The 21079-nt window shown below is 69.3% G+C and carries 16 protein-coding genes; 11 read left to right on the forward strand and 5 right to left on the reverse strand.

Annotation, left to right across the window (positions count from 1 at the left end; genetic code table 11):
• Positions 1-244: 244 nt before the first annotated feature.
• Complete coding sequence (locus G4D86_RS43395) at positions 245-784, forward strand: AAA family ATPase (RefSeq protein ID WP_164000679.1); 540 nt, start codon at positions 245-247, stop codon at positions 782-784.
• Between the two features lie 133 nt (positions 785-917).
• Positions 918-1307 (forward strand): hypothetical protein, encoded by a 390-nt coding sequence (locus G4D86_RS43400; protein ID WP_164000681.1) that lies wholly within the window; start codon positions 918-920, stop codon positions 1305-1307.
• Positions 1308-1382: 75 nt separating this feature from the next.
• Here G4D86_RS43400 and G4D86_RS43405 read toward each other — a convergent pair whose 3' ends face one another.
• On the reverse strand, positions 1383-4706 hold the full coding sequence (locus G4D86_RS43405; protein ID WP_164000683.1) for an Ig-like domain-containing protein: 3324 nt from the start codon (positions 4704-4706) through the stop codon (positions 1383-1385).
• Between the two features lie 181 nt (positions 4707-4887).
• Here G4D86_RS43405 and G4D86_RS43410 point away from each other — a divergent pair, with 181 nt between their 5' ends.
• Positions 4888-6561 carry a metallophosphoesterase gene (locus G4D86_RS43410; protein ID WP_164000685.1) on the forward strand — a complete coding sequence of 558 codons (1674 nt, stop codon included), beginning with the start codon at positions 4888-4890 and terminating at the stop codon, positions 6559-6561.
• 116 nt (positions 6562-6677) lie between these two features.
• Here the strand turns inward: G4D86_RS43410 and G4D86_RS43415 are convergent, their stop codons facing one another.
• Together G4D86_RS43415 and G4D86_RS43420 are read right to left on the reverse strand one after the other, a co-directional pair.
• Complete coding sequence (locus G4D86_RS43415; RefSeq protein WP_164000687.1) at positions 6678-7379, reverse strand: lysoplasmalogenase; 702 nt, start codon at positions 7377-7379, stop codon at positions 6678-6680.
• 81 nt (positions 7380-7460) lie between these two features.
• A complete protein-coding gene (locus G4D86_RS43420; protein ID WP_240360812.1) occupies positions 7461-8012 on the reverse strand; it encodes an SAF domain-containing protein in 552 nt (183 codons plus the stop codon).
• Between the two features lie 802 nt (positions 8013-8814).
• Here G4D86_RS43420 and G4D86_RS43425 point away from each other — a divergent pair.
• The 5 genes from G4D86_RS43425 to G4D86_RS43445 all read left to right on the forward strand — a co-directional run bounded on the left by G4D86_RS43425 (position 8815) and on the right by G4D86_RS43445 (position 13697).
• Positions 8815-10323, forward strand: a complete 1509-nt coding sequence (locus tag G4D86_RS43425; protein ID WP_164000694.1) for a pectin acetylesterase-family hydrolase — start codon at positions 8815-8817, stop codon at positions 10321-10323.
• Positions 10324-10540: 217 nt separating this feature from the next.
• Positions 10541-11167, forward strand: coding sequence for a TFIIB-type zinc ribbon-containing protein (locus tag G4D86_RS43430; protein WP_164000696.1), 627 nt, complete (start codon positions 10541-10543; stop codon positions 11165-11167).
• Positions 11168-11286: 119 nt separating this feature from the next.
• Positions 11287-11529, forward strand: coding sequence for a hypothetical protein (locus tag G4D86_RS43435; protein ID WP_164000714.1), 243 nt, complete (start codon positions 11287-11289; stop codon positions 11527-11529).
• Between the two features lie 126 nt (positions 11530-11655).
• Complete coding sequence (locus tag G4D86_RS43440) at positions 11656-11943, forward strand: hypothetical protein (protein WP_164000716.1); 288 nt, start codon at positions 11656-11658, stop codon at positions 11941-11943.
• Between the two features lie 350 nt (positions 11944-12293).
• The gene (locus G4D86_RS43445; RefSeq protein ID WP_164000718.1) at positions 12294-13697 is read left to right on the forward strand and encodes a serine/threonine-protein kinase; all 1404 of its coding nucleotides are present in this window, start codon (positions 12294-12296) and stop codon (positions 13695-13697) included.
• A gap of 58 nt (positions 13698-13755) precedes the next feature.
• Here G4D86_RS43445 and G4D86_RS43450 read toward each other — a convergent pair whose 3' ends face one another.
• Positions 13756-14184, reverse strand: a complete 429-nt coding sequence (locus G4D86_RS43450) for a tenascin-X (RefSeq protein ID WP_164000720.1) — start codon at positions 14182-14184, stop codon at positions 13756-13758.
• Positions 14185-14490: 306 nt separating this feature from the next.
• Here G4D86_RS43450 and G4D86_RS43455 point away from each other — a divergent pair, with 306 nt between their 5' ends.
• The gene (locus G4D86_RS43455) at positions 14491-15876 is read left to right on the forward strand and encodes a glycoside hydrolase family 6 protein (protein WP_164000749.1); all 1386 of its coding nucleotides are present in this window, start codon (positions 14491-14493) and stop codon (positions 15874-15876) included.
• Here the strand turns inward: G4D86_RS43455 and G4D86_RS43460 are convergent.
• Positions 15863-16165, reverse strand: a complete 303-nt coding sequence (locus tag G4D86_RS43460; protein WP_164000722.1) for a hypothetical protein — start codon at positions 16163-16165, stop codon at positions 15863-15865. The two genes, G4D86_RS43455 and G4D86_RS43460, sit on opposite strands and share 14 nt — an antisense overlap.
• A 109-nt stretch (positions 16166-16274) precedes the next feature.
• On the opposite strand from G4D86_RS43460, the gene G4D86_RS43465 reads away from it, so the two are divergent.
• Both G4D86_RS43465 and G4D86_RS43470 read left to right on the forward strand, forming a co-directional pair.
• Positions 16275-17480 (forward strand): peptidase C39 family protein, encoded by a 1206-nt coding sequence (locus tag G4D86_RS43465; RefSeq protein ID WP_164000724.1) that lies wholly within the window; start codon positions 16275-16277, stop codon positions 17478-17480.
• A 165-nt stretch (positions 17481-17645) separates the two neighbouring features.
• Positions 17646-21020 carry a beta strand repeat-containing protein gene (locus G4D86_RS43470; RefSeq protein WP_164000726.1) on the forward strand — a complete coding sequence of 1125 codons (3375 nt, stop codon included), beginning with the start codon at positions 17646-17648 and terminating at the stop codon, positions 21018-21020.
• Positions 21021-21079: the final 59 nt, after the last annotated feature.

The following is a 21079-nucleotide window of genomic DNA, read 5'->3' on the forward strand; positions in this document are numbered from 1 at the left end:
AGCGCGCCGTAAGCCACCGGTCCTGCCCAGGTCGTCGCCATGAAACGGCGGGCCATCATGGTTCCGGGTCAGTCGCCCGGCCGCCACCATGACGGACCGGAAATCGCGCCGATGTCCCTCCCAACGGACGCCGCCGGGAGAGCTCTCCTCACCAGCGAAGACCGCACCCTCCCGTGGCGCTCTGTCGGGCTCGGCGTCCGCCCCGAGTGACGCCGTGTCAGTCCAACTGCTAGAGCGCTCATGCATGCGAATCGCTGTCTCCGGTACTCATCGCGCGGGGAAGTCCACCCTCATCGACGAGTTGTCCGACCGCCTCCCCACGTACGTGACGGTGGATGAGCCGTACCACCAGCTGGAAGAAGAGGGGTACGAGTTCGCGGCCCCCCCGTCGGTCGAGGACTTCGAAGAGCAGCTCGCACGGTCCATCGCCAACCTGGACGAGGGCCCTCGCGACGTGTTGTTCGACCGATGTCCGGTGGACTTCATCGGATACCTGTTGGCCCACGAGGACCGCGACGCATTCGACCTCGAGGCGTGGCTCCCGCGCGTATGCAGTGCCCTCCGGAAGCTCGATTTGATCGTCCTGGTCGGGCTCGAGCGGCCGGACCGGATCGCGCGCTCCGCCTCGGACGACGAGGAGCTGCGCCTGGCTGTCGACGAGAAGCTGAAGGAGCTCCTCCTCGATGATTCCTACGCCTTCGAAGTGGAGGTGCTCGAGGTCGAAGGTGCGCTGAGCGCGCGTGCGAAGCAGGTTCTCGCGCACCTTCCCGACGCAGCCCGGTAGATGGCCGCACCGAAGATGAAGGCTTTTGTGGTCGGATGAAAGTCCAGAAGCAACTCCCGCCCACATACCCCGACAATCACTTCAAGAACCAACCACCGGGGCGGTGCCACCGCCACCCTGAGCGAGGAAAGTCATGTTCAAGGTCACGAGCAACCACACGTTCCAGAATCCTTCGCGCAAGCAGATCGATCAGACCACGCACGGCAAGAAGAGCGACTACGGCCAGCAGGTCGGAGGCGTGAACCAGCTCCTCGACAAGAGCGGCATCGGCATCTCCGACCGCTCCCGCGCGAGCGTCATCGACAACGTCAAGAAGGTGGAGAAGGGCGAGCGCAGCGAGGTCAACGCGCACCAGCGCGAGGCCATCACCTTCGCCCGCGACTCCTTCCAGAGTGCGAAGAGCGGCCACTTCAAGCAGGCCGCCGTCGAGGCCTTCGGCTCCGGCCTCAACGCGGCGGGCTCGGTGTTCAAGTCCGCGTACACGGAGACGTCGCACGAGAAGAGCGGCATCACGCCCTGGTAACCCCCGCGGCGGCCTCGCCGTGTCGGGGTGGAATGCAGACGCGGGCCCGAGCCACGGGCCCGCGTCATTCCCGGCTCAGAGCGGCTGGCAGGTCAGGTACGCGTTCTGGGTGGAGGCCGTGTTCAGGTAGCACCGGCGGCTGAGCGTGGACGTGTTGCCCCAGGTGTCCTTCGCCGTGACGTAGAACGGGAAGTCGCTCTGGATGGGCGTGGTGCCGGGGATGAACCACTGGTAGCCGTAGGGCGCCTGCGTCAGCGTGACGTTGAAGGTCGGTGTCACCAGCCCGCCCGACAGGGTGACGGACTGGACGCCCCGCGGGTCCACGCAGCCGGCCAGGACCTGATACGAGCGGCCCGAGCCGTAGACGGAGAAGCTGGTGATGCCGGGGCCGGTGTTGTCCGCCGTCACCGTCCGGGTCTCCGGCGTGCTCGCCACCCCGTGGATGTCGGAGCAATGGAACAGCACGGTGTAGCTCCCGTCCGTCCGCGCCGTGGTGTCCACCACGAACTCGTAGGGCGCGGTGTTGTCTGACTGGACCACCACGCCGTTCTCCCGCAGCTCGACATGGTGCACACCGTCGGTGTCCGTGCACTGGACGGTGAACTTCGGCTTCTTGGGCTGGGTGTCGTCGCGGACGATGCCGGTGATGACGGGCGGGGAGGCGGACTTCGTGAACGCCGCCTGGAAGTCCGCCGTGTTCCCACACCCGTCCTGGACGAGGGCCCGGAACGAGTGCTCTCCGGGCGCCACGGAGGTGCCCAGGTCCAGCACGTGGCTGTCCGTCGTGGGCTGGGCCTTCAGGGTGCCATCGACGTACAGCGAATACGGGTACTGGATGCCGCAGGTGTCGGAGACGCCCACGTTGAGCGTCACCGTGGTGGCCGTCTGGCTCACGCTGAAGGTGACGTCGGGCGGCTTCAAGTCGCGGGGCGCCGCCTGCCCCACCACGCGCGTGTTGCCGAAGGAGTCGGTCACCTCCACGTAGAGGTTGTGGGCCAGCGGGTCCACGGGCGTGTACTGCGCCGGGTACGACGCCGAGGACGTCGCATAGGTGGCGATGAGCACCCCGTCCACCTTGAAGTCCGCGCGCACCAGCGGCGAGGCGTCCGCCACGGTGGCCGTGACGGCGAAGGGCGGGCCGCTCGTGCCCACGGCCAACGCCACCGTGGGCGGGGTGTTGTCCACGCCCAGCGGGTAGTTGAAGGCGGTGACGTTCAGGAAGGTGTCGTACACCTTGATGACCATGGGGTACGTGCCGTCGGCCCACGTCGAGGTGTCGAACCCGTACTCATAGGGAGGCACCGCCACATAGGCCATCAGCGTGGTGCCCTGGAGGAAGTCGACCGAGGAGATGCCCGAGGCGTCATTGGCCGAGACGAAGAACAGGGGCTGCTTCGGAGGGCCGGAGCGGGTGAACCAGGCCTGGGGCGGCGTCTTGTCGATGGAGACCGTCACCGTGCGGGTGACCTCGTTGTCCCACAAATCCCAGGCCCTCAGCTGGACGGTGTGGCTGCCGGCCGCGAGGCCCGGGAAGCGGTAGGTGAACTGCCAGCCCGGCATCGTGTGGGTGCTGGTGCCGTCCAGCACCAGCACCGGCGCCCTGGGGGACGGGCTGGGCGTCTGCCCGTCGGCGATGGTGCCCGTGCACTCGAGGTCCGCGGCCACCTGCTGGCAGCTCAGCGTGGCCGCGGGCGGGGTGTTCTCGGGCGGGAAGCCCACGTTGATGGCCGCGAACGCGAAGCCCACCTTCCGCATCAGGGGGCCGCCCACGTAGCCGTCCATGGCCATCGCCGCGCTGAGCGCCGCCTGGCGGGCCTGGACGTAGTCGGCGCCCATGGGCAGCGCCTCCACCGTCCTGGCCCAGATGCGTGACGCGGCCAGGGGCCCGGTGCCGGTGAAGCCGCCGGGCACCCGCGGGCAGTGCCAGCCCGTGGTCGGAGCGCCGGGAGGCGGCATGGCCTGGCAGCCCCAGGCCAGCAGCAGGAACATCCGGGCGAAGGGGCCTCCCGCGGCGTGCTCCTCCTCGTCGCCGATGCCGTCGAACCACTCGGAGTACGGCGGGGTGAGGATGTTGCGGGCGCCGACGACTGCCTGCTCCCCGACGGTGAGGTTGGAGCTCCGCAGGGGCGTCTGGTCGATGTCGAGCAGGGCCCGGCCCGAGAGCTCGGTGTCGCGGCAGAGCTCGGTCATGAACCCGCTGATGTCTCCCGAGCCCTCGTTCAGCCCGGCCAGCTCCGAGGTGCCTTGTGGGAAGTTCGAGGGGAGGCCGGCCACCTCCCTCATGAAGAAATCGTGGCCGAGCTCGTGGCCGATGATGTCGGTGGTCGCCAGGGGCCTCCAGACGCTGGCGCTGCTGGGGTAGCCGTCGTAGCCCACGAGGAGGGACGGGGGGTTGGAGTAGGCGAGGTAGAACGCGTTGTCGCCGGGGTAGTGCACCTGGATGCGCATGCCCTTGCCTGTTCCGCCGGGGCCGCTCCGTGCGAGGAGCGTCTCGTAGAAGCTCCACGTCATGTTCACGGCGTAGTAGGCATCCACGGCCGCCGTCTCACCGTTGGCGCTGGCAGCACCGGCGCTGGACGAGTAGAGCTGCCCGTTGCCGAAGTTCGTGTCGGGGCCCCGATAGGTCGCATAGGAGAGGGTCCGGCTGCCGGAGGCCCTGTACGCGTACTGGTACTCGTTGCCGCGCGGGTCCTTGAGCCAGTTCGGGGGCGAGTCGGTGCTCACGTAGAGGACGGAGAGGGACCGGGTGCCCGAGTAGGAGCCATAGCCGGTCCCCTTCCGGTAGGTGTCGCCCAGCAGGTTGACCTCGAGCGAGTCCCGCCGCAGCACCCGTCCGGAGCGGGCGTCCACCCGCGCCATCCAGCCCCGCTCGGCTCCGGGCTCACCGGTGGACATCTGCACCCGGTAGATGAGCGTCAGGTCCGTCACCACCCGCTCGAAGTGCTCGGCGTTGAGGCGCCCGGAGGCGGGGGCGCCCGGCCTGCGCCGGCGCTCCTCGCGCGGAACGAGCACCAGCCGGGTGGCCTCCACGCGCCCGGTCGGGTCCTTCAGCTCCGCCAGGGCGGCGGCCTCCGCCTGGGCCTGGGTGAGGTGGGGCTTCGTCTCGATGTGTCCGGCCGCCGCGAAGCGGGCGTTGGTGAGGTGCGTCACCCCGTGCGCCGTCTTCGCCTCCAGGCCCCAGATGGGCACGCCCTGGAAGTACAGCTCGTGCCGGCTCCCCGCTCCGTCCGGCGCTGCCACCAGCGCCGCCTCCCGGAGGTCGAAGCCCCGCACCTCGGCGAGCCGCTCGGCCTGGACCTGGGCCGTGGGCTTCTCGCGCTCCACGGACTCCACCTGCGCGGGCTCACACCCCGCGCACACGACGACAAGGCTGCCCAGCAACCACTTGCGAAACGGCATCGGGAACTTCCCCCTCCAGGCTGGCCACACCGGTCAGCCTTCCATTGTCGTGGAGAGGAAGAAAAAGATGCCTCGCGGGGAGGCGGCACACCCGCCGCGGCCATGGGTCATCCGAGCCTGGCGCCGGAGCCAGGCGGCTGCGCCATCGTCCGTCCGGTCGGGTTGTTCGGAGCACGCGCGGATGGCTATTTCGTCCCCCTCGGGGGAACACATGGCCGCCATCCACTACGTCTTCCTGTCGGACCTGCACTTCGGGGAGCGCAACAGTCTACTGAGCGACCCGACCAGCAATGGCGCCACGCGGCCGCTCATGGCCAACGACGCGCTGGACGGCCTGGTGGCGTGCTTGCGCGATGTCGCGCGGGCCAACCCTCCCGGCATCAAGCCCGACCTCGTCCTGGTCGGCGACATCTTCGAGCTCGCACTCGCGCCCACCCACGTCGCGCTCGACGGGTTCGACCAGTTCATCAGCCGGCTCTTTCCAGCGAACGGCGAGGCGCTCTTCTCCCCCACCATCGTCTTCATCCCCGGCAACCACGACCACGAGCTGTGGACGGGGACGCGTGACGAGCTCGTCGCCCAGCGAATGATGCGCGTCTCGCCGGATGACCCGCTCGAAGCCTCCGCGCCGACGACCCTCATCTTCGCGGAGCTCCACCCCGCTCCCGGGGCACTCCCCGAGCAGCAGCCCACCGAGAACGCGCTGCTCACGCGCATGCTGCGTCACCGCCATCCCACCCACCCCGACCTGCGGGTGGTGGTGGGCTACCCGAACATGGGCGTCATCCGGCAACAACGGATGCTGCTCGCCCACCACGGCCACTTCGCCGATGACGTCTACCTGCTGATGACGCCCCTGGCCCGGGCCATCTACGGCGAGGCGGAGGAGGCACCGACGATTGCCCAGTTGGAGACGGACAACGCGGCGTGGATCGACTTCCTCTGGTCCAGCCTCGGCCGCGAGGGCCGGGTGGGTGCGGGGGTGCGACGCAGCTACGACATGCTCAAGACGGACCCGGGAAAGGTCCTGCTCGCCAGCCGCCTGGCCGGAGCGCTGGTCTCGCTGAAAGGCCGGAAGTTTGGCCGCCGCCTGCGCCAGCGCCTGCTGTTGCCCTTTCTCCTGCGAGCCCTGGACCTCATCGAGGAGAACGACGTGCGCCAGTCGCTCGACTCCCGGCAACAGGTGGACGACGGCGTCATCAACTACCTGAAAGGGCCGCTCGCGACGGAGGTGGCTCGGGAGCTGGGCGCCCGCAATCATCCCTTCCCCACCGAGCAGATCTTCATCTACGGACACACCCACCACCCGCTGGCGGAAGAGGTGGCGCTGCCGGAGCTCGGCTCACGCGTGCGCGTGTACAACACCGGCGGCTGGGTCGTGGACACACCCGAAGCGCGTCCGGCCACCGGCGGCGCCATGCTGCTCGTCGATGATTCGCTCGACACGGTGCTGGTCCAGCTCTGCGCCCAGACGACAGAGCCCCACCGCTCGCCGGTGATGCTGTTGCGCGCCGGAGACGAAGCCGCCGCGGGCCCGCTGATGGCGCACGTGCGCGCCCTGGTGGACCGGCCGGAGGGCCCCTGGCGTGCGGCGGCCTCCGCCTGTGGCAACGCCATCCTCCGGCGGCGGGCCGAGCTGTCGGCGAACCTGCTGCACGAAGTGCGAGAGCTTCCCCTGACGGAGCGGCTCGCCCTGGGTTCCGAGTACCTCTACAAGCTCTTCCTCAAGCGAGAGCGCCGGGCCCGGCACCAGCTGAAGCTGCACCTCCTCACGCAAGGGCAGCGCGAACCGATGCGGCCACTTCCCGCACCGCGCGCCTCGGACTCGCAGCCGGACGTGTCCTCCCCGCACTGACCTGGCCCCTGATGATGCGAGCACGGAGGAGCTGACTCAGCGGGGTCGACACACGATGGACCGTCACTTCGACGAGCGCTCGCAGGCGGCATTCCCCTGACGTACCGGGCCTCGCTTCAGGCGCCCGGTGACACGAGCCCCGGAGAGGAAACGCTGGAGGGTGAAGCCAGGGACTCGCGAGCCGAGACGGCGATACAGGCTTGCGCGGCCCAGTAGAGCAACATGATGCCGTAGCTCGCGCCGGGCAGTGGGCGCACGAAGAGCTTCACGGCGAGCAGCCCGTCACTGACGGCGAACATCAGCGCGCCAGCGAGCGCAATCCACTGCGCTCGCCGCGCCAGCACCGGGCTCCCCACCATGGCCGCCGAGCGCCAGCCCATCACGCAGATGACGGCGACATAGAGCGTCACGGGCAGCGCCAGGTTCCCGAGGCCCGGCCACAGGAACACGCCGGCACCCACGCCCAGCAGCGCGAAGGGAAGCGCCCGCGCCAGACGGGGGCTTCGCGACACGGTGAGGTACGCGACGGCATAGCTCACGTGGGCCAGCAGGAAGGCCCCCAGGCCCGGCAGGAACGAAGTCGGCCCCAGCTCCAGCAGCAGGTCTCCGAGCAGCGAGAGCACGAGCCCGGAGAAGATCCATCGGGGATAGCGCTCCCGGGGCGGCCACAGCCACAGGAGCAGACAGAGCATGGGCAGCGCCTTGGTCACCATCCGGACGTCACGGCGCTCCAGGTCCAACGCGAGGAGAAAGCCCGCCGCACCCACGACGCCCACGGCCGCGAGGAGTTTCGTCGCAAAGGTCCATTCACCGCGCATGGGCGGCACCTTAGCGCGTCCTTCGCGCTCGCTTCGTCAACTCCAGACAGCTGCTTCGAATGCTCCCCGCGCTGGGGCCGGCTAGGGAGCCGAGGCGCCAGTGACTGGCGGAGGCTCATTCCGGAAGTGGGTCCAGAGGATGGGGTCGCCCTTGCGGAAGGCGGCAATGACGGGCCGGCCCGTGACTTGCGGGCGCTCGGCATCCTTCACGTAGGACGGCGTCAGGGTGTTCGGGTCCATCCCCTTGGGCTCCAGGTCCTCCTCCTTCAGCTTCGCGCCGACCGGGATGTCTCGCACCGCCACGAGATAGAGGTCCCGCTTCGTCGTCTCGAACTGGCTCCACAGCATCAGGTCGCCCGCCTGCACGGGCACGAGGATGCGCTGGTTCACGATGTAGCTGGCGCTGTCCGGCCTGACCACCGAGCTGGTGATGAACTGCTCGGGCACCGAGCGCTGGGAGATGTTTTCAAATCCGACGACGGTGCCCTCGGCCAGGTCCACGGCCGCGACGACCGCGGGAACCAGGTTCCAGCCCTTCCGGACGTCGCGCTCCTTCTTCTTCAGCCATGCGTAGCCGCCCACGCCGAGCACGAGCGCGGTGACGAAGAAGCCGAGCACGCCACCGGAGAGCATGCCCAAGATGAACCCACTGTCCTGCCGGGAACCCCTGGAATCATTCATGGTGGCGCATACGGTATCCGGTCGGAGGCGTGGCATGCCAACCGGGTTCGGCATTGAGTCCGGCTTCGAGTCCATGCGGCGCGAGCTTTGAAAAACATTACGTCTATTCGCGAATTGCCAGATTCCGTCTAGATTCCTGGCCGCGCACTTCCGCGCAACTCAAAAGGGATGGGGAACATGAAGCGAGCAGGAACCTGGCTGGCGGCCGTGGCGGTCCTCGGGCTGATGGTTGGCTGCGGAGGACCCGTGCCCGATGAGTCGCAGGCGCCCGTGAGCGAGCAGCCGTCGACCGATTCAAACGTGAGCGCCCAGGCATGTGACACCGACGCCTGCATCTGCACCCGATTCTGTCGTCAGCAGTGCGGCTCCGCCACCAACACCGCATGCTTCGACCCTTGCTACGCTGACTGTATCTAGTTGAACGTGTGACGAAGCCGCGCAGCTGAAAACGAGGCACCGGGGAGCACGCCCCGGCGCCTTGCCCGGGCCGCTCCACTGCATCAGGAAGACGGCAGCCGGCGTGCAAGGCTTCAGCCCTCCGCGTCAGCGGCCTCGGCCTCGATGTCCTTGATGAGCTTGTAGAGGTACTTGGGATTGACGCCCAACCGGCGGGCCGCGACTCGACAGCGTGTCCATGACGGGTCCCTGAGTCCCGGCCAGGGCCCGGAACGCGCCCGTCTCCGAGCGAGGCCACATGCCATCGTGTCGAGCCGGGCGCACCGCAACTTCACGGCGGAGCGAGGGTTGACGGGGCATGCGCTCCTTCCCACTCCTGCTCCCCACCCTCCTCGCCTGCATCGCCTGCGGTGCGGGAGAACCGCCCCTGAAGAACCCCAGCGACACCACGGGCACGTCGAACGACGGAGTCACCCTCCCTGAAGCGAAGGCGGCGGTGTGCACCCCGGGCACCTCCGTCGCCTGCGCCGGCCTCGCGGCCGTGTGGGCCGGCGGCTCCGCCACCTGCCGGGCCTCGGGCAATGGCTACGACGTCTCCTCATGCACTCGCGCCGGCAATCCCAACCGGCGGCTGACGGAGACCGTGCGCCCCGCGCTCCGCGACACCCGCTGGACGGAAGCACGCTGCAACGTGGGCGACGAGTTCGTCTTCGAGGTCACCTTTCCTCCCGCGCCGCCCGACGGCAGTCCCCTCACGCAGTGGGTCCTCCGCCTGGAGGGCGGCGGCTTCTGCGCGTTCGACAGCACCAGCCCCTACGGAGGCTGCGGCAACCGGGACATCGACCTCGTCTCGTCAGTGAACCTGCCCGCCGACCGTGCCCTGCGCGAGAGCGCTCCCGCGAAGCCCGACGACTTCAGCGGCGCCATCGACGTGCTCGGACACTACTGCTCGAGCGACCTGTGGACGGGCACCGCCCTGGACGCGCCCGACATCACCTACAAGGGCACGAAGCGGGACTGGCGGTACATGGGCGCCCTCAACGTGGAGGCGATGCTCGCGGTGCTCGTGGAGCGCTATGGCCTGGACGACAGCAAGCCGCTGCGCGTGCTCTGGCGTGGAGGCTCGGCGGGCGGCTTCGGCGCCTTCAACAACACCCACCGCGTCGTGCGACGGCTCCCCAGGGCGGCGAAGCAGGGGCGGCTGCTCGTCTTCCCCGGCGCCGGCTACATCCCGCTCGACTGGGACGAGCCCGACTACCCCGTGCTGGGCATCGGCTCGGGCCTGGAGGCCTTCGGCCAGCTGACGACGACGTGGCGGTCCTCGCTCACGCCGTCCTGCGTGGCGGCGCGGACGCCTGGAGACCCCGTGCACCCGCCTCACGAGTGCATCAGCGGCCCCGTGCTCTACGACATCCTTACCGCGCCGGAGTCCGAGGGAGGCTTCGACCTGCCCACCCTCGTCTGGCAGAACCGGCAGGACCAGCTCTACATGTCCAACTCCGGCCTGCCGTACCTGTCGGCGACCAACACCCCGGCCGAGCTCGCCGTCCGCGCCACGTGGGTGGAGACCATGAACCGGGCGATGAGCATCACCGGCAGGAACACGTCGTCGCGCATGAAGTGGCTCTATGCGCCGAGCGACCCCGTCGTGCAGCGCGCCGACGGCTCGACTGAGCCGAACGTGCACGGGGCGCTGCTCTACAGCACCACGCCCCCGAGCGGCGAGGCCCACTCCCTCAACGCGGTGCTCTCGCGCTTCTGGAACACCATGCTCGGCTCGGGCCCCGGACGCGGCCGCGCCGCTGGCGAGGTGCACACCTTCGACTGCAACTGGGTGCCCGACCGCGACGGCAGGGGCTGCGAGTAGTCCGACACCTCGATGCCGATGGGCGCAAGCGTCAGCGGCACGGCAGGGTTCACATCAGCCTGGAGCCCCTCGGCCCTACGGAGGACTGGCAGGGGCTGACCGACCAGCTCCTTGAGCTGACGCAGGGCGCGGCGCGCTGACGGGCCCGCGAAGCGCATGACGCATGGGGTCTCCGGGCGCGATGCCCGCGCCAGAAGACCCGCAGTGCGAGGGCTGCATGGCGAACCTCGCGGTCGCCATCAACGCAGGGGGACGGGGCACCCGGGCGCATCCCCTGCTACGCTCGCCCGCAGCCGCGATGCCCGCTCGAACCTGTCCTTCCTGTTCCCAGCCGTTGCAGGTGCTGTTCCACGGTCGCCTGGAGCTCGACCGTTGCCTCTCGTGCGAGGCGACGTGGGTCGACCGGGACGAGCTCGCCCCCGTTTCCGGGGCGCGGGGGGCTCCCGAGCTGACCCGGGACCATCCCGTCGGGCGCTGTCCGGGCTGCGCGGGGCTGCTGTGGTCCGCGCGGGTGGACGGCCTCGAGCTGCTGTCCTGCATCACCTGCGCGGGGTGCTTCGTCACCGACAACCAGCTCCGGCGCGCCCAGCGGGAACCGCAGCGCCGGCCCGGCACGCAGTCACTCCAGTTCGTCTGCGTGGGCTGCAAGGACCGCTACCCGTTCGAGAAGGCCACGCGCGTCACCACCGGGCTCGCCTGCGCACACTGCGCGGAGAGCCTGCCCCGCTGGCAGCCCCCGCCGCCACCGGTGCAGTCCTCCGCACCCGGGGCGCCACTCCCCGGCGCGATGGGCCCATTCGAGACGGTGGTGGACTTCCTGATGGACCTGCTCACGCTCCCCTGAGGGACGCCGTCAACGCGGCGCTGCTCGTCAGCAGGCCAGGGCGGCCACGAGACATGTCAGACTGGCGAGAGAGCCTGGGATGGCTTGAGCCGTCTCACTCAACCCGTCCGAGGTGTCTCGTGAAGAATGTCTTCGTCGCGGTAGCGGTGATGTTCAGTGTGTCCCTGCTGGGCTGTGGTGGGCCCGAGGCCGAGCTCCAGTCCGAGGAGCACGCGCCGACGACCGAGCAACTCGCCCTCAGGCCGAACTGCGCGGACATCGACTCCACGGCGTGTCAGACCCAGGGGGCGATTCAGCAGTGCTCCATGGTCGGCAGGCCCGCGGCCTGCCTCTGCAACGGCACCATCTGGGTGTGCCCGTGAAGTCCGGGCTTCACCGCTTCCTCCGGCGGAAGCGACTCCAGCTACGTCCGCACCTGGCGTAAGCTGTGAAAGCCAGAAAAACCTGGCAACTGCAATCCAACCTCGTGGAACCCAGGAGCTCTTCCAATGCGACTCACCTCTTCATTGCTGGCTGTCTTCGCGGGCCTCACCCTCTCCATGGCGGGCTGCGGCGGCGACATGTCCGAGCCCGAACAGGCTCCCGCATCCGAGTCCATTTCCGTGGATGCGCAGCTCCCCGAGGGGGACGTCACGCAGCAGGCCATCTGCCCGCTCAAGTGGTATTGCGATACCACTCGCCGGTACTACAACACGTCGGAGCTGTGCGCCGCCGCATGTGGCAGCGTCGCCTGCTACCGTGAGCACGCGTGTGGTGGCGGCTGCACCTGCCCCTGAAGCACACCGGAGGACGGGCCGAGGACGAGGCGGGGCCGAGGCGCCCCGCTCATTCCTCGGCCGCATCCGGAACGCCACGAACGGAGCCACGTTCTTGAAGGCAAAGTGCGGGCTCTTCTCCCGCACCTCGCCCATGGACCTCACCACCCCTCCACGACGGCATGGGCCCGCACCGGGAACGTCCCCATGCCCTGGACGCGCGGTGGGGCTGCTCGGGCGAGGTCGTTGGGAAGCGACAGAGGAACCAGGCTACTCCCATGCGGCAAACCCGCAGGTCTCGCTGACAGGTACCGAGGCTGGGGTACGCTCGCGGCGCGCGGATTGACCGCGGCCCCCTTCGCGAGACACGCATGGCGCCTGGATATCTCAACCCGGCACGGCTTCACCTGGGCACACGGGTGGGGCCGTGGCGCGTGCTGGAACGGCGTGGATGTGGAGCCCACGGCGCCGTCTATCGCGCCATCGGAACGGAGGGCACCACGGCGCCTGTCGCACTCAAGCTGGCCCTGCATCCTCGGGATGAACGCTTCGCGCGCGAGGCGGAGCTGCTCTCCCGCCTCCATCATCCGAACGTTCCTCGCCTCGTGGGGCACGGCGAATGGCAGGACCCGGCTGGCATTGCCTACCCCTACCTCGCCATGGAGTGGGTCGAAGGCAGGTCTCTCTATGACTGGGCGAGGCAGCACCGGCCCACCTCCCGACAGGTGCTCTCACTCCTCGCCCGGCTCGCGCAAGCGCTGGAGGCCACGCATGCAGCAGGGGGCGTTCACAGGGACGTGAAGGGCGACAACATTCTCGTGAGGAATGCGGATGGTCAGGTCTTCCTGACCGACTTCGGCTCCGGCCACTACGTGGGCGCCGCCACGCTGAGCTGGCCTCCCTTCCCTCCTGGAACGCCGGCATACCGCTCGCCTGAGGCGTGGCGCACCGTGATGCCCCCCGCCCCTGCCCCGGCCGTGCCCTACGCACCCGGGCCCGCGGATGACGTCTTCGCACTGGGCGTCACCGCCTGGCGATTGGTGACTGGCGAGTACCCTCCCTCACTGGGGCTGACGGTCGACGGAGCTCGCGTCTGGAGCCTGAAGGGCCCGGGTCCCCGCGCTCCACGAGTCCTCAACGGCCGCTGCTGCGTGGAGCTGAGCAACCTCATTGCCCGAATGATGTCCGTGCATCCGGAGGCGCGTGGCAACGCACACGAGCTGGCCGGGGCGCTGAACGAGGCCGCATGCGAGGCGGGGCCGGAGGCGGATGTGCCTCTCTTCAACCTGGAGGCGGCGCGGCCCGTGGACGTGAGTGCATCCTCGCGGCGCGTTTCGCTCCAGGCCCGGAGTGGACGTAGACGACACTGGAGCATCGCGGCCGGCGTGGGAGCCCCACTGATGCTGGGAGTCGCCTGGCTGCTGAGTACGTGGCCCGGAGACGCGCCCGTCTCGGCGCAGGTGGATGAGAAGGACGGTGGCACCGTAGCCGTCGGGGACTCAGCCCTGACGGCACCATTGCCCTCCAACGCGGCACCGTCCGTGTGGTCGACCATCGCCGTGGACGTGCCACCCAAGCCGCTCCCTGGACAGCAGCGGCCAGATGCCACCGGCCGATGCCCACGCAGGGGGCAGGTGTCCCTCAATGGCGGCTGTTGGCTGAGGCTGGACCTGGCCCAGAAGGACTGCGACGAGAACGGCTACACGTACGACGGGCGGTGCTATCTGCCCGTCTTCCCGCCCGCTCGCCCTGCCACCTCGAGCCCCGCGGACTGAAGCAGTCCCGCGTGGCCGGAGCCCCGAGGTACCGGGCCCCGGCGCACACGTCACACCGCTACCAGCACTTCCCCGGTCCGCAGGGGCAGTCGGCGGGGCAGCTGATGTGGCCCTCTCCCGTGCTGCAGATGCCGTCGCCGCAGTACTGAGAGCCGCAGTCGGTGGGACAGGTGGCGCCGGTCTCCCCCCCGTTGCAGACACCATCGCCGCAGACATGCGCAACGCCGCAGTCGTTCGGGCAGGTGGCGCTGGACTCGTTGGTATTGCAGACGCCATCGCCGCAGAAGGGCTGCCCGCAGTCGTTCGGGCAGGTGGCGCTCGACTCGACACCGGGACAGCAGTAGTTGTCGCCGCAGAAGCCACAGCGCAGCGCCTGGTCGGCCTGCTCCAGCGGCGTGGCCTCCGCCCCCGGCTCATCGCCCGTCATCACTCCACCGCACGCGCCCACCCACAGGCCTACCACCAGGGTCATCAGGAATCGCTTCATCGTGTCGTGCTCCTCCGAGCAGGGTTCTCCCACAGGCTGCCAGGAGTTCACTGCGGGTGACAAGATGCCGGGTCAGGGCCGCGTTCCGCACGGCCTCCGAGCCCAGGGCAAAAATGCGCCGTTGCACCATGATGTGTGTCCTGTTGATGCGAGGCACCGTGCCTCGAAGCGTCTGGCTCTTCCCCCCGAGAACATGGACCGCCCCTCATGGAAACCGTGCGCAGGCCCCGTCTTCCGCTGGAAGTCTCCCGTGTGTTTCTCCGCAACCGCGCCGCGCTGCTGGGCGCGGCGCTGGCCTGGGTCGCCATGGCATGCGGGCCGTCCACTTCGAGCACGGTGGACACCCCCGCCGAGGCGGGCCCGGACTCCATCGCAGCCCAATCGCTGAACGAGCTCGTTTCCAACGGCACGTTCAACTCGGGCACGGTGGCTCCGTGGTGGCAGGGCGCCAACACGCAACTCCGCGTGGAGAACGCCCTGCTTCGCGCCGACGTCACGGGGGGAACGGCGAACCCCTGGGACGCGCTGCTGGGCCAGGACGGAATTCCCCTCAACAACGCCCAGGCCTATACCCTGGCCTTCACGGCCTCGTCGTCCACGCCCGTCACGGTGCGCGTCACGGTGCAGCTCGGAGTCGCTCCGTACACCGCGCCCCTGGACCAGCGAATCTCACTCACGTCCACGGCGAAGCGCTTCACCTTCCCCTTCACCTCGAACCTGGGCACCGCACAGGGACAGGTCACCTTCCAGCTCGGCGGCCAGGGCGCGTTCACCTTCCGGCTCGACGACGTGTCGCTCAGCACGGAGGGCAATCCGCTGGGCATGACGAGCGGCTTCTACGTGGACCCCCTATCCAACCCGGCCACGTGGGTGAACAGCCATTCCGGTGACAGCCGGGCGGCGAGCATCCAGGCCTCCATTGCCAGCAAGCCGATGGCCCGCTGGTTCGGGAACTGGAACCCTGACATCACCAGCGCGGTGTCCGGCTTCGTCGGCGCCGCGGACGCAGCCGACAAGCTGCCGGTGCTCGTGGCCTACAACATCCCGGGCCGCGACTGCGGCAGCCACTCCTCGGGCGGCGCGGGCAGCCCGGACGCCTACCGCGCGTGGATTGCCTCCTTCGCGGCGGCGATTGGCAGCCGCCCCGCGGTGGTCGTGATTGAGCCGGATGCCGTCGCCCAGCTCGACTGCCTCTCCAGCGACACTGAGCGCCAGACGCGACTGGGCCTGCTGCGCTACGCCACCGAGCAACTGCGCGACAAGGCTCCGAACACCTGGGCCTACCTGGACGGCGGCAATGCCCAGTGGATTGCCGCGGACGTCATGGCGCAGCGGTTGGAGTCGGCGGGCGTGCGCAACATCCGCGGCTTCTCCCTCAACGTGTCGAACTACTACACGACGGCCCAGTCCACGTCCTACGGCGGCTCCGTCAATGCCTCGCTGTCCAGCCGCTACGGGTACACGAAGTCCTTCGTGGTGGACACCAGCCGCAACGGCAATGGCTCCAACGGCGAATGGTGCAACCCGGCCGGGCGCAAGCTGGGAGTGACGTCACAGGTGGGTGGCGGCGCCGACATGCTGTTGTGGGTCAAGGTCCCGGGTGATTCGGACGGGCAGTGCGGCATCGCGCCCAACACCCCGGCGGGCCAGTTCGACCCGAACCTGGCCCTCCGGCTCATCAACGGGACCTGAGCAGGCCCGCCGAGGGCCAGGCGCGAAGCACGAGCGACACCACGCCCCACCACACGGCGGCCCACACGACGGCCACCAGGACCCAGCCGAGCACCGAGGGCGGCGCCCAGCCGCCCGACTCTCCCCTTGCGAAGACAGGCAGCCCCAGTGCCTGGAAGAGCATGAGCGGCGCATAGACGGAGCCGCCCACGGCGGGAGCGAGGACCTCTGGAGGACGGGCCGTCGCGAGCCCCTGCAGCATCACCAGCAAGCCCCACAGGACCCAGCGAACCGTTGAGACAGAGCTCATTGACGAAAGTCTACACAAGAGCCTCGGCCGCAGGCCCACGAGGAAGCAGGGGCTGCGTCCGGGCAGCAAACACGCAATAACCGTCTGACCTGAATACCCCGGAGGCACCATGAGGAAGTCCAGGTCCGCCGTACTCGCGCTGCTCGTCACGACACTCGCACTCGTCCCCGCGATGGCCACAGCGGGCCAGAGCGCCTCTACCCGCTGGGCAGCGAGCCGGGGCGACTTCCTCAGCTGGCAGCTCAGCGGAGTGAGCCGGGCGGCGGATGGCACCCTTCAGCTGTTCCCGGGCCAGGCCTGGTCCGGCACGGACCCCTACGGGCCGGGCGGCTACTACGGGGGCACGTATTACAACGGCGGCGCGTTCGTTCAGGGCGAGGCCACCAGCCCCATCATCAGCAGCGCGTTCGGCTTCCGCGAGGCCATCGCCTCGTGGGAGGCCACCACTCCCACGGGCACCTGGGTGGAGACCCTCATCCGCGTGCAGGTGAGCGGCGCGTGGACGAAGTGGTTCAGCCTGGGCGTGTGGGCCTCGGATGCCTCCCCGGTGAGGCGCCACTCGGTGGACTCGCAGGCGGACACGGTGGCGCGGGTCGCCATCGACACGCTGCTCGTCACCTCCAAGAAGGCGGCCGCGAGCGCGTGGCAGGTGAAGACGCGCCTGTTCAGCGTGGATGGCGTGGCCACGCCCACCCTGCACGCCAGCGCGCTCACCACCTCCACCTCGCCGGAGAGCCGGCCCACCGTCCCGCCCGGCAACCCCGCCCGGTGGAACCAGGTGCTCGCGGTGCCGCAGTGCTCGCAGATGGTCTACCCGGACGGCGGCGAGGTCTGGTGCAGCCCCACGTCCACGGCCATGGTGTTGAAGTACTGGACCGGAGACACCAGCGGATGCGAGCCGGCCGTGCGGGCGACCGTCAGCGGTGTCTATGATTGGTACTACGGCGGGCATGGCAACTGGCCCTTCAACACGGCGTACGCGGCCCGTCAGGGCTTCCAGGCCCATGTGGCGCGCTTCACGAGCTTCGCCCAATTGGAGCCGTGGCTCTCCGCCGGGGTGCCGGCCATCCTCAGCGTCGCGTGGGGCAAGGGGGAGCTGACCGGCGCGCCCATCCCTTCCACCGCGGGGCACCTCATCGTGCTCGCCGGCTTCGACGCGGCCGGCAACGCCGTGGTGAACGACCCGGCTGGCGCCAGCGACTCCGCCGTGCGGCGCACCTACCTCCGCTCGGAGCTGGAGCCGCTGTGGCTCTCACGCTCCGGAGGCACGGCCTACCTCATCTACCCACGAGGCTGGACGGTGCCCGCGTTGTAGTGGCGCATTGCCGGTTGCCGCCGGCTTGCCGCTGGACGCGCCCGCGAAGCTCCAGAGCTAGTGACTTCTTCCTTTTTGCAACCCGGTTGAAGCATACAGGCAGCCCGCGCCCAGGGCTGAAGCACGGTCAGCCGGCCGCTGTTCCACATTCAAGGGAGAAGCTCCATGCGTCCGTCACTTTCAGGTACGCCAGCCGTCTGGCTCGTGCTCGCGTTGATTGGCTGTTCACCTCCACCCCAGGACGAGGGGAAGCACGCAGCCGCGGGCGACTCCGCGCAGTCGTGTTCCGCCCTGACCTCGCCGCAGCCGCAACTCCTCGCGTCCGCGACCTTCGCGCCTTCGGACGGGCTCGCCTACGTCACCCTCACCGTCACGCCTCGCGACTCGAATGGAGCGCCCCTGGGGTCGGGGCTTCACGTCGAGGTGCTGAGCAGCGACGGGCTCGTTGCCCTGGGCGGCCCGGGCACCTCGGCCTGCACCGTCAATGCTCCGTCCGCGACCTGCCTGACGGCGGTGGACTCGGGAGCCGGGAGCTACGTCGTCACGGCGAAGAGCTCCACGGCGCTGGCCGTGCCGACGACGTTCTCCGCCACCGTCACCGATGCGAACGGCACCGTGACGCTGCCGGACACGGCGGACGTCACGTTCGATTCGAGCAGGTTCGACGGCGGCCCCGCTTGCACCGGCGCCTGCGGCACCACCGTCACCACGGGCAACGTCACCATCACCGGCAGCCACGCGGGGGGCCGGAACCTCTACATCACGGGCGGCACGGTGACGTTCGATGCCACCACGGTGGGGCAGACCTTCGGTGACGTCTTCATCACCGGCGGCACGGTGACGCACCTGCAGGCCACCAACGCCGCCATGTACAAGCTGGACATCAACACGGGCTCGTGGAACCTCCTGGGTGGCGCGGTCAATACCGACAGCAAGGGCTACGGCATGACTTGCCTTGCCAATGGCTCGTGCAGCGGCAACGGGCTGGTCAGCTTCAGCGCCAACGGCGTGCCGTCGTCAGCGCTGGCCGGGACCAACGAGCGGTACGGCGCCAGCCACGGCGGCATGGGCTCCGGCAACTTCCGCATCAACATGACCGCGGCCAGCAACGCCCACGCCGGCAATGCGGGACCGACGTATGGCGACTACCGCGACCCGAAGTATCCCGGCGCCACCAACAGCACCTACTCGGGCTTCCACGGGGGTGGCGTCGCGCGCATCACCTCGTCGGGGACCTGCGTGCTGGCTGGCACCGCCTCCATCATCGCGACCTCTCCCTACAATGGCGCCGGAGGCTCCATCAACCTCCGCTGCCGGGGCATCACCTCGACGGGGTGGACGGGAAGCCTCAACGCCGACGGAGGCCGCAGCGCGGGAAACTCCTCCATCCCGATGGGCGCTGGCGGCGGGGGCCGCATCGCGCTGGTCAGCACCGGTGACGCGGCGACTCTCACCGGCGCGGTGAGCTATCCGCCGACGAACCTTACCGCCCGGGTGCACGCCTTCGGCGGCGCGCCGGCCAACTCCAGCTATGTGATGGGCGCGGGCGGCGCGGGGACCCTCTACCTCAAGCACAGCGGCCTGACGTACGGCGACCTCATCATCGCGAACAACTCACCCGCGCATTACCAGAACGAAGGGACGACGCGGCTGCCCGCGATTGCCGGCACCCTCACCGCCAACGTCGCCGCGGGCGCCACCCTGCTCCCGGTCTCCGTCGCCAGCACCAGCCTCAACGCGACCTACTACGAGAACGCCGGTGCGCCGCTGAACAACAACCCCGCGCTCACGCAGAACACGACGCCCTCGTCGTCGGCGGCCTACAACGGGGTGTTCGCGGGCGGCTGGCTGCGGCCCGACATCAGCGCCGGGAGCGGAGCGCTGCTCGACCCGTCCAACCTGGTGAGCGTCACGACCAACGCGGTGGGCAGCCTGACGACCAGCGCCCTCCCCGCCGACGTCCCCGCGGGTGCGGTCTTCCGGAGCGTGGACGTGCTGGACCACCTCGACGTGCTCGGCAATGCGCTGCTCGAGACCAACGGTGACATCTACGTCCTGTCGGGCAACACGACCAACCCCGGAGCGAGCACGATGACCGTGAACGGCCTGGTGCTCTTCGACACGACGAGCAACCGGACGGGCCGCATCCAGTACGCGGGCGGGACGGTGGATGTCGTGCAGAGCACCCAGGCGATGCCTCCGGTGGCGGGCGCCACGCTCGTCGCGGACAACGTGTCGGTGACGGGCGGCTCGCTCACCGTGCCCTCCATCGTCGCGTCCAGCGACGTGGTCGTGTCGGGCGGCACGCTGACCACCAACGCGCTGACGGCGGCGCGCTATTCGCAGACCGCGGGCGTCCTCAAGCACTACCCCCCGATTTTCAAGACATCGCCGGTCGCGGCAGTGGTGTACGGGCTCAACCTGACGCTCTCGGACACCTTCAGCCTCACGGGAGGCTCGGTGGATGTCGCGGGGCTGGGCTATCCGATGGCGTGCGATCCCCAGGGCGCGCCGCTGACGGCCTGGGGCTTCGGGGCGAATGGCCCCCTGGCCGCGACGGGCGTGGCGAACGGCTACGGCGCGGGCCACGGCGGCGTCGGTGGCGGCTACGCTGCCGGGGCGGTTCGCGGCATGGCCTACGATGACTATCGGGACCCGCGGTATCCCGGTGGCGCCGCTGCGACCACGGGCGGCTCGCCGTCGTACCTCTCCTACCGGAGCAACGGGGGCGGTGTCTTCCGGCTCAATGCCTCCGGAGCCTGCACGCTGGGTGGCAGCTCGCTCATCAAGGCCGGCGCGGTGATCACCGGCTCCGAGTTCGGAGCCGCGGGTGGCTCGGTCTCCCTGCACTGCGGAGGCTTCGACACCACGGGCTGGAATGGCTCCATCAACGCCAACGGGGCGAACGCCAAGACCTCGAGCTCGCTCGGAAACGTGCGCGCGGGCGGTGGCGGCCGGATTGCGCTGGTCAGCGCGGGCGGGGCTTCGAGCTTCGTCGGCGCCCTCACCTATCCGCTCCCGACGACCAACGCCCAGGTGCAGGCGCGAGGAGGCACGGGCGTCAGCGCCACGTACAGCGACGGCGGCGCGGGCACGGTGTTCCTCAAGCACCGCGACGTGGCGTACGGCCAGCTCATCATCAACAACAACAATCAGACGCACTACGCAGCGGGCGGCCACACCCCGCTCATCTCCATCGTCGGAACGGTCAGCACCGTGGTCTCTCCCGGTGACACCACGATGGGCGTCACCATCACCAGCTCGCCGCTCCACGGCTCGGCCGCCTTCAACCAGCTCCTCTCCGGCATGTGGCTGCGGCCCGACACCAGCGTGAACAGCGGCAACCTGCCCGCGGACAACCTCGTCACGGTCTCCGGCAATACCTTCGTGAGCGCCTCGCTGACGCAACTGACCCTCTCGCCGGCCCTGGCCGCGGTGCCGGCGGGCGCGAGCTTCAAGAGCGCCGACCTCTTCGACGTCTACAACGTCGTGGGCGGTGCAGTCGTACAGACGAACGGCGACATCTACGTCGTCCCGTAGCCGCACCCGTCCCGCTCCGCATCCCTCTCGGGCGGAGCGAGACGAAGAAGGCCCCGGGA

Source organism: Pyxidicoccus caerfyrddinensis (genome assembly GCF_010894405.1).
Classification (GTDB): Bacteria; Myxococcota; Myxococcia; order Myxococcales; family Myxococcaceae; genus Myxococcus; species Myxococcus caerfyrddinensis.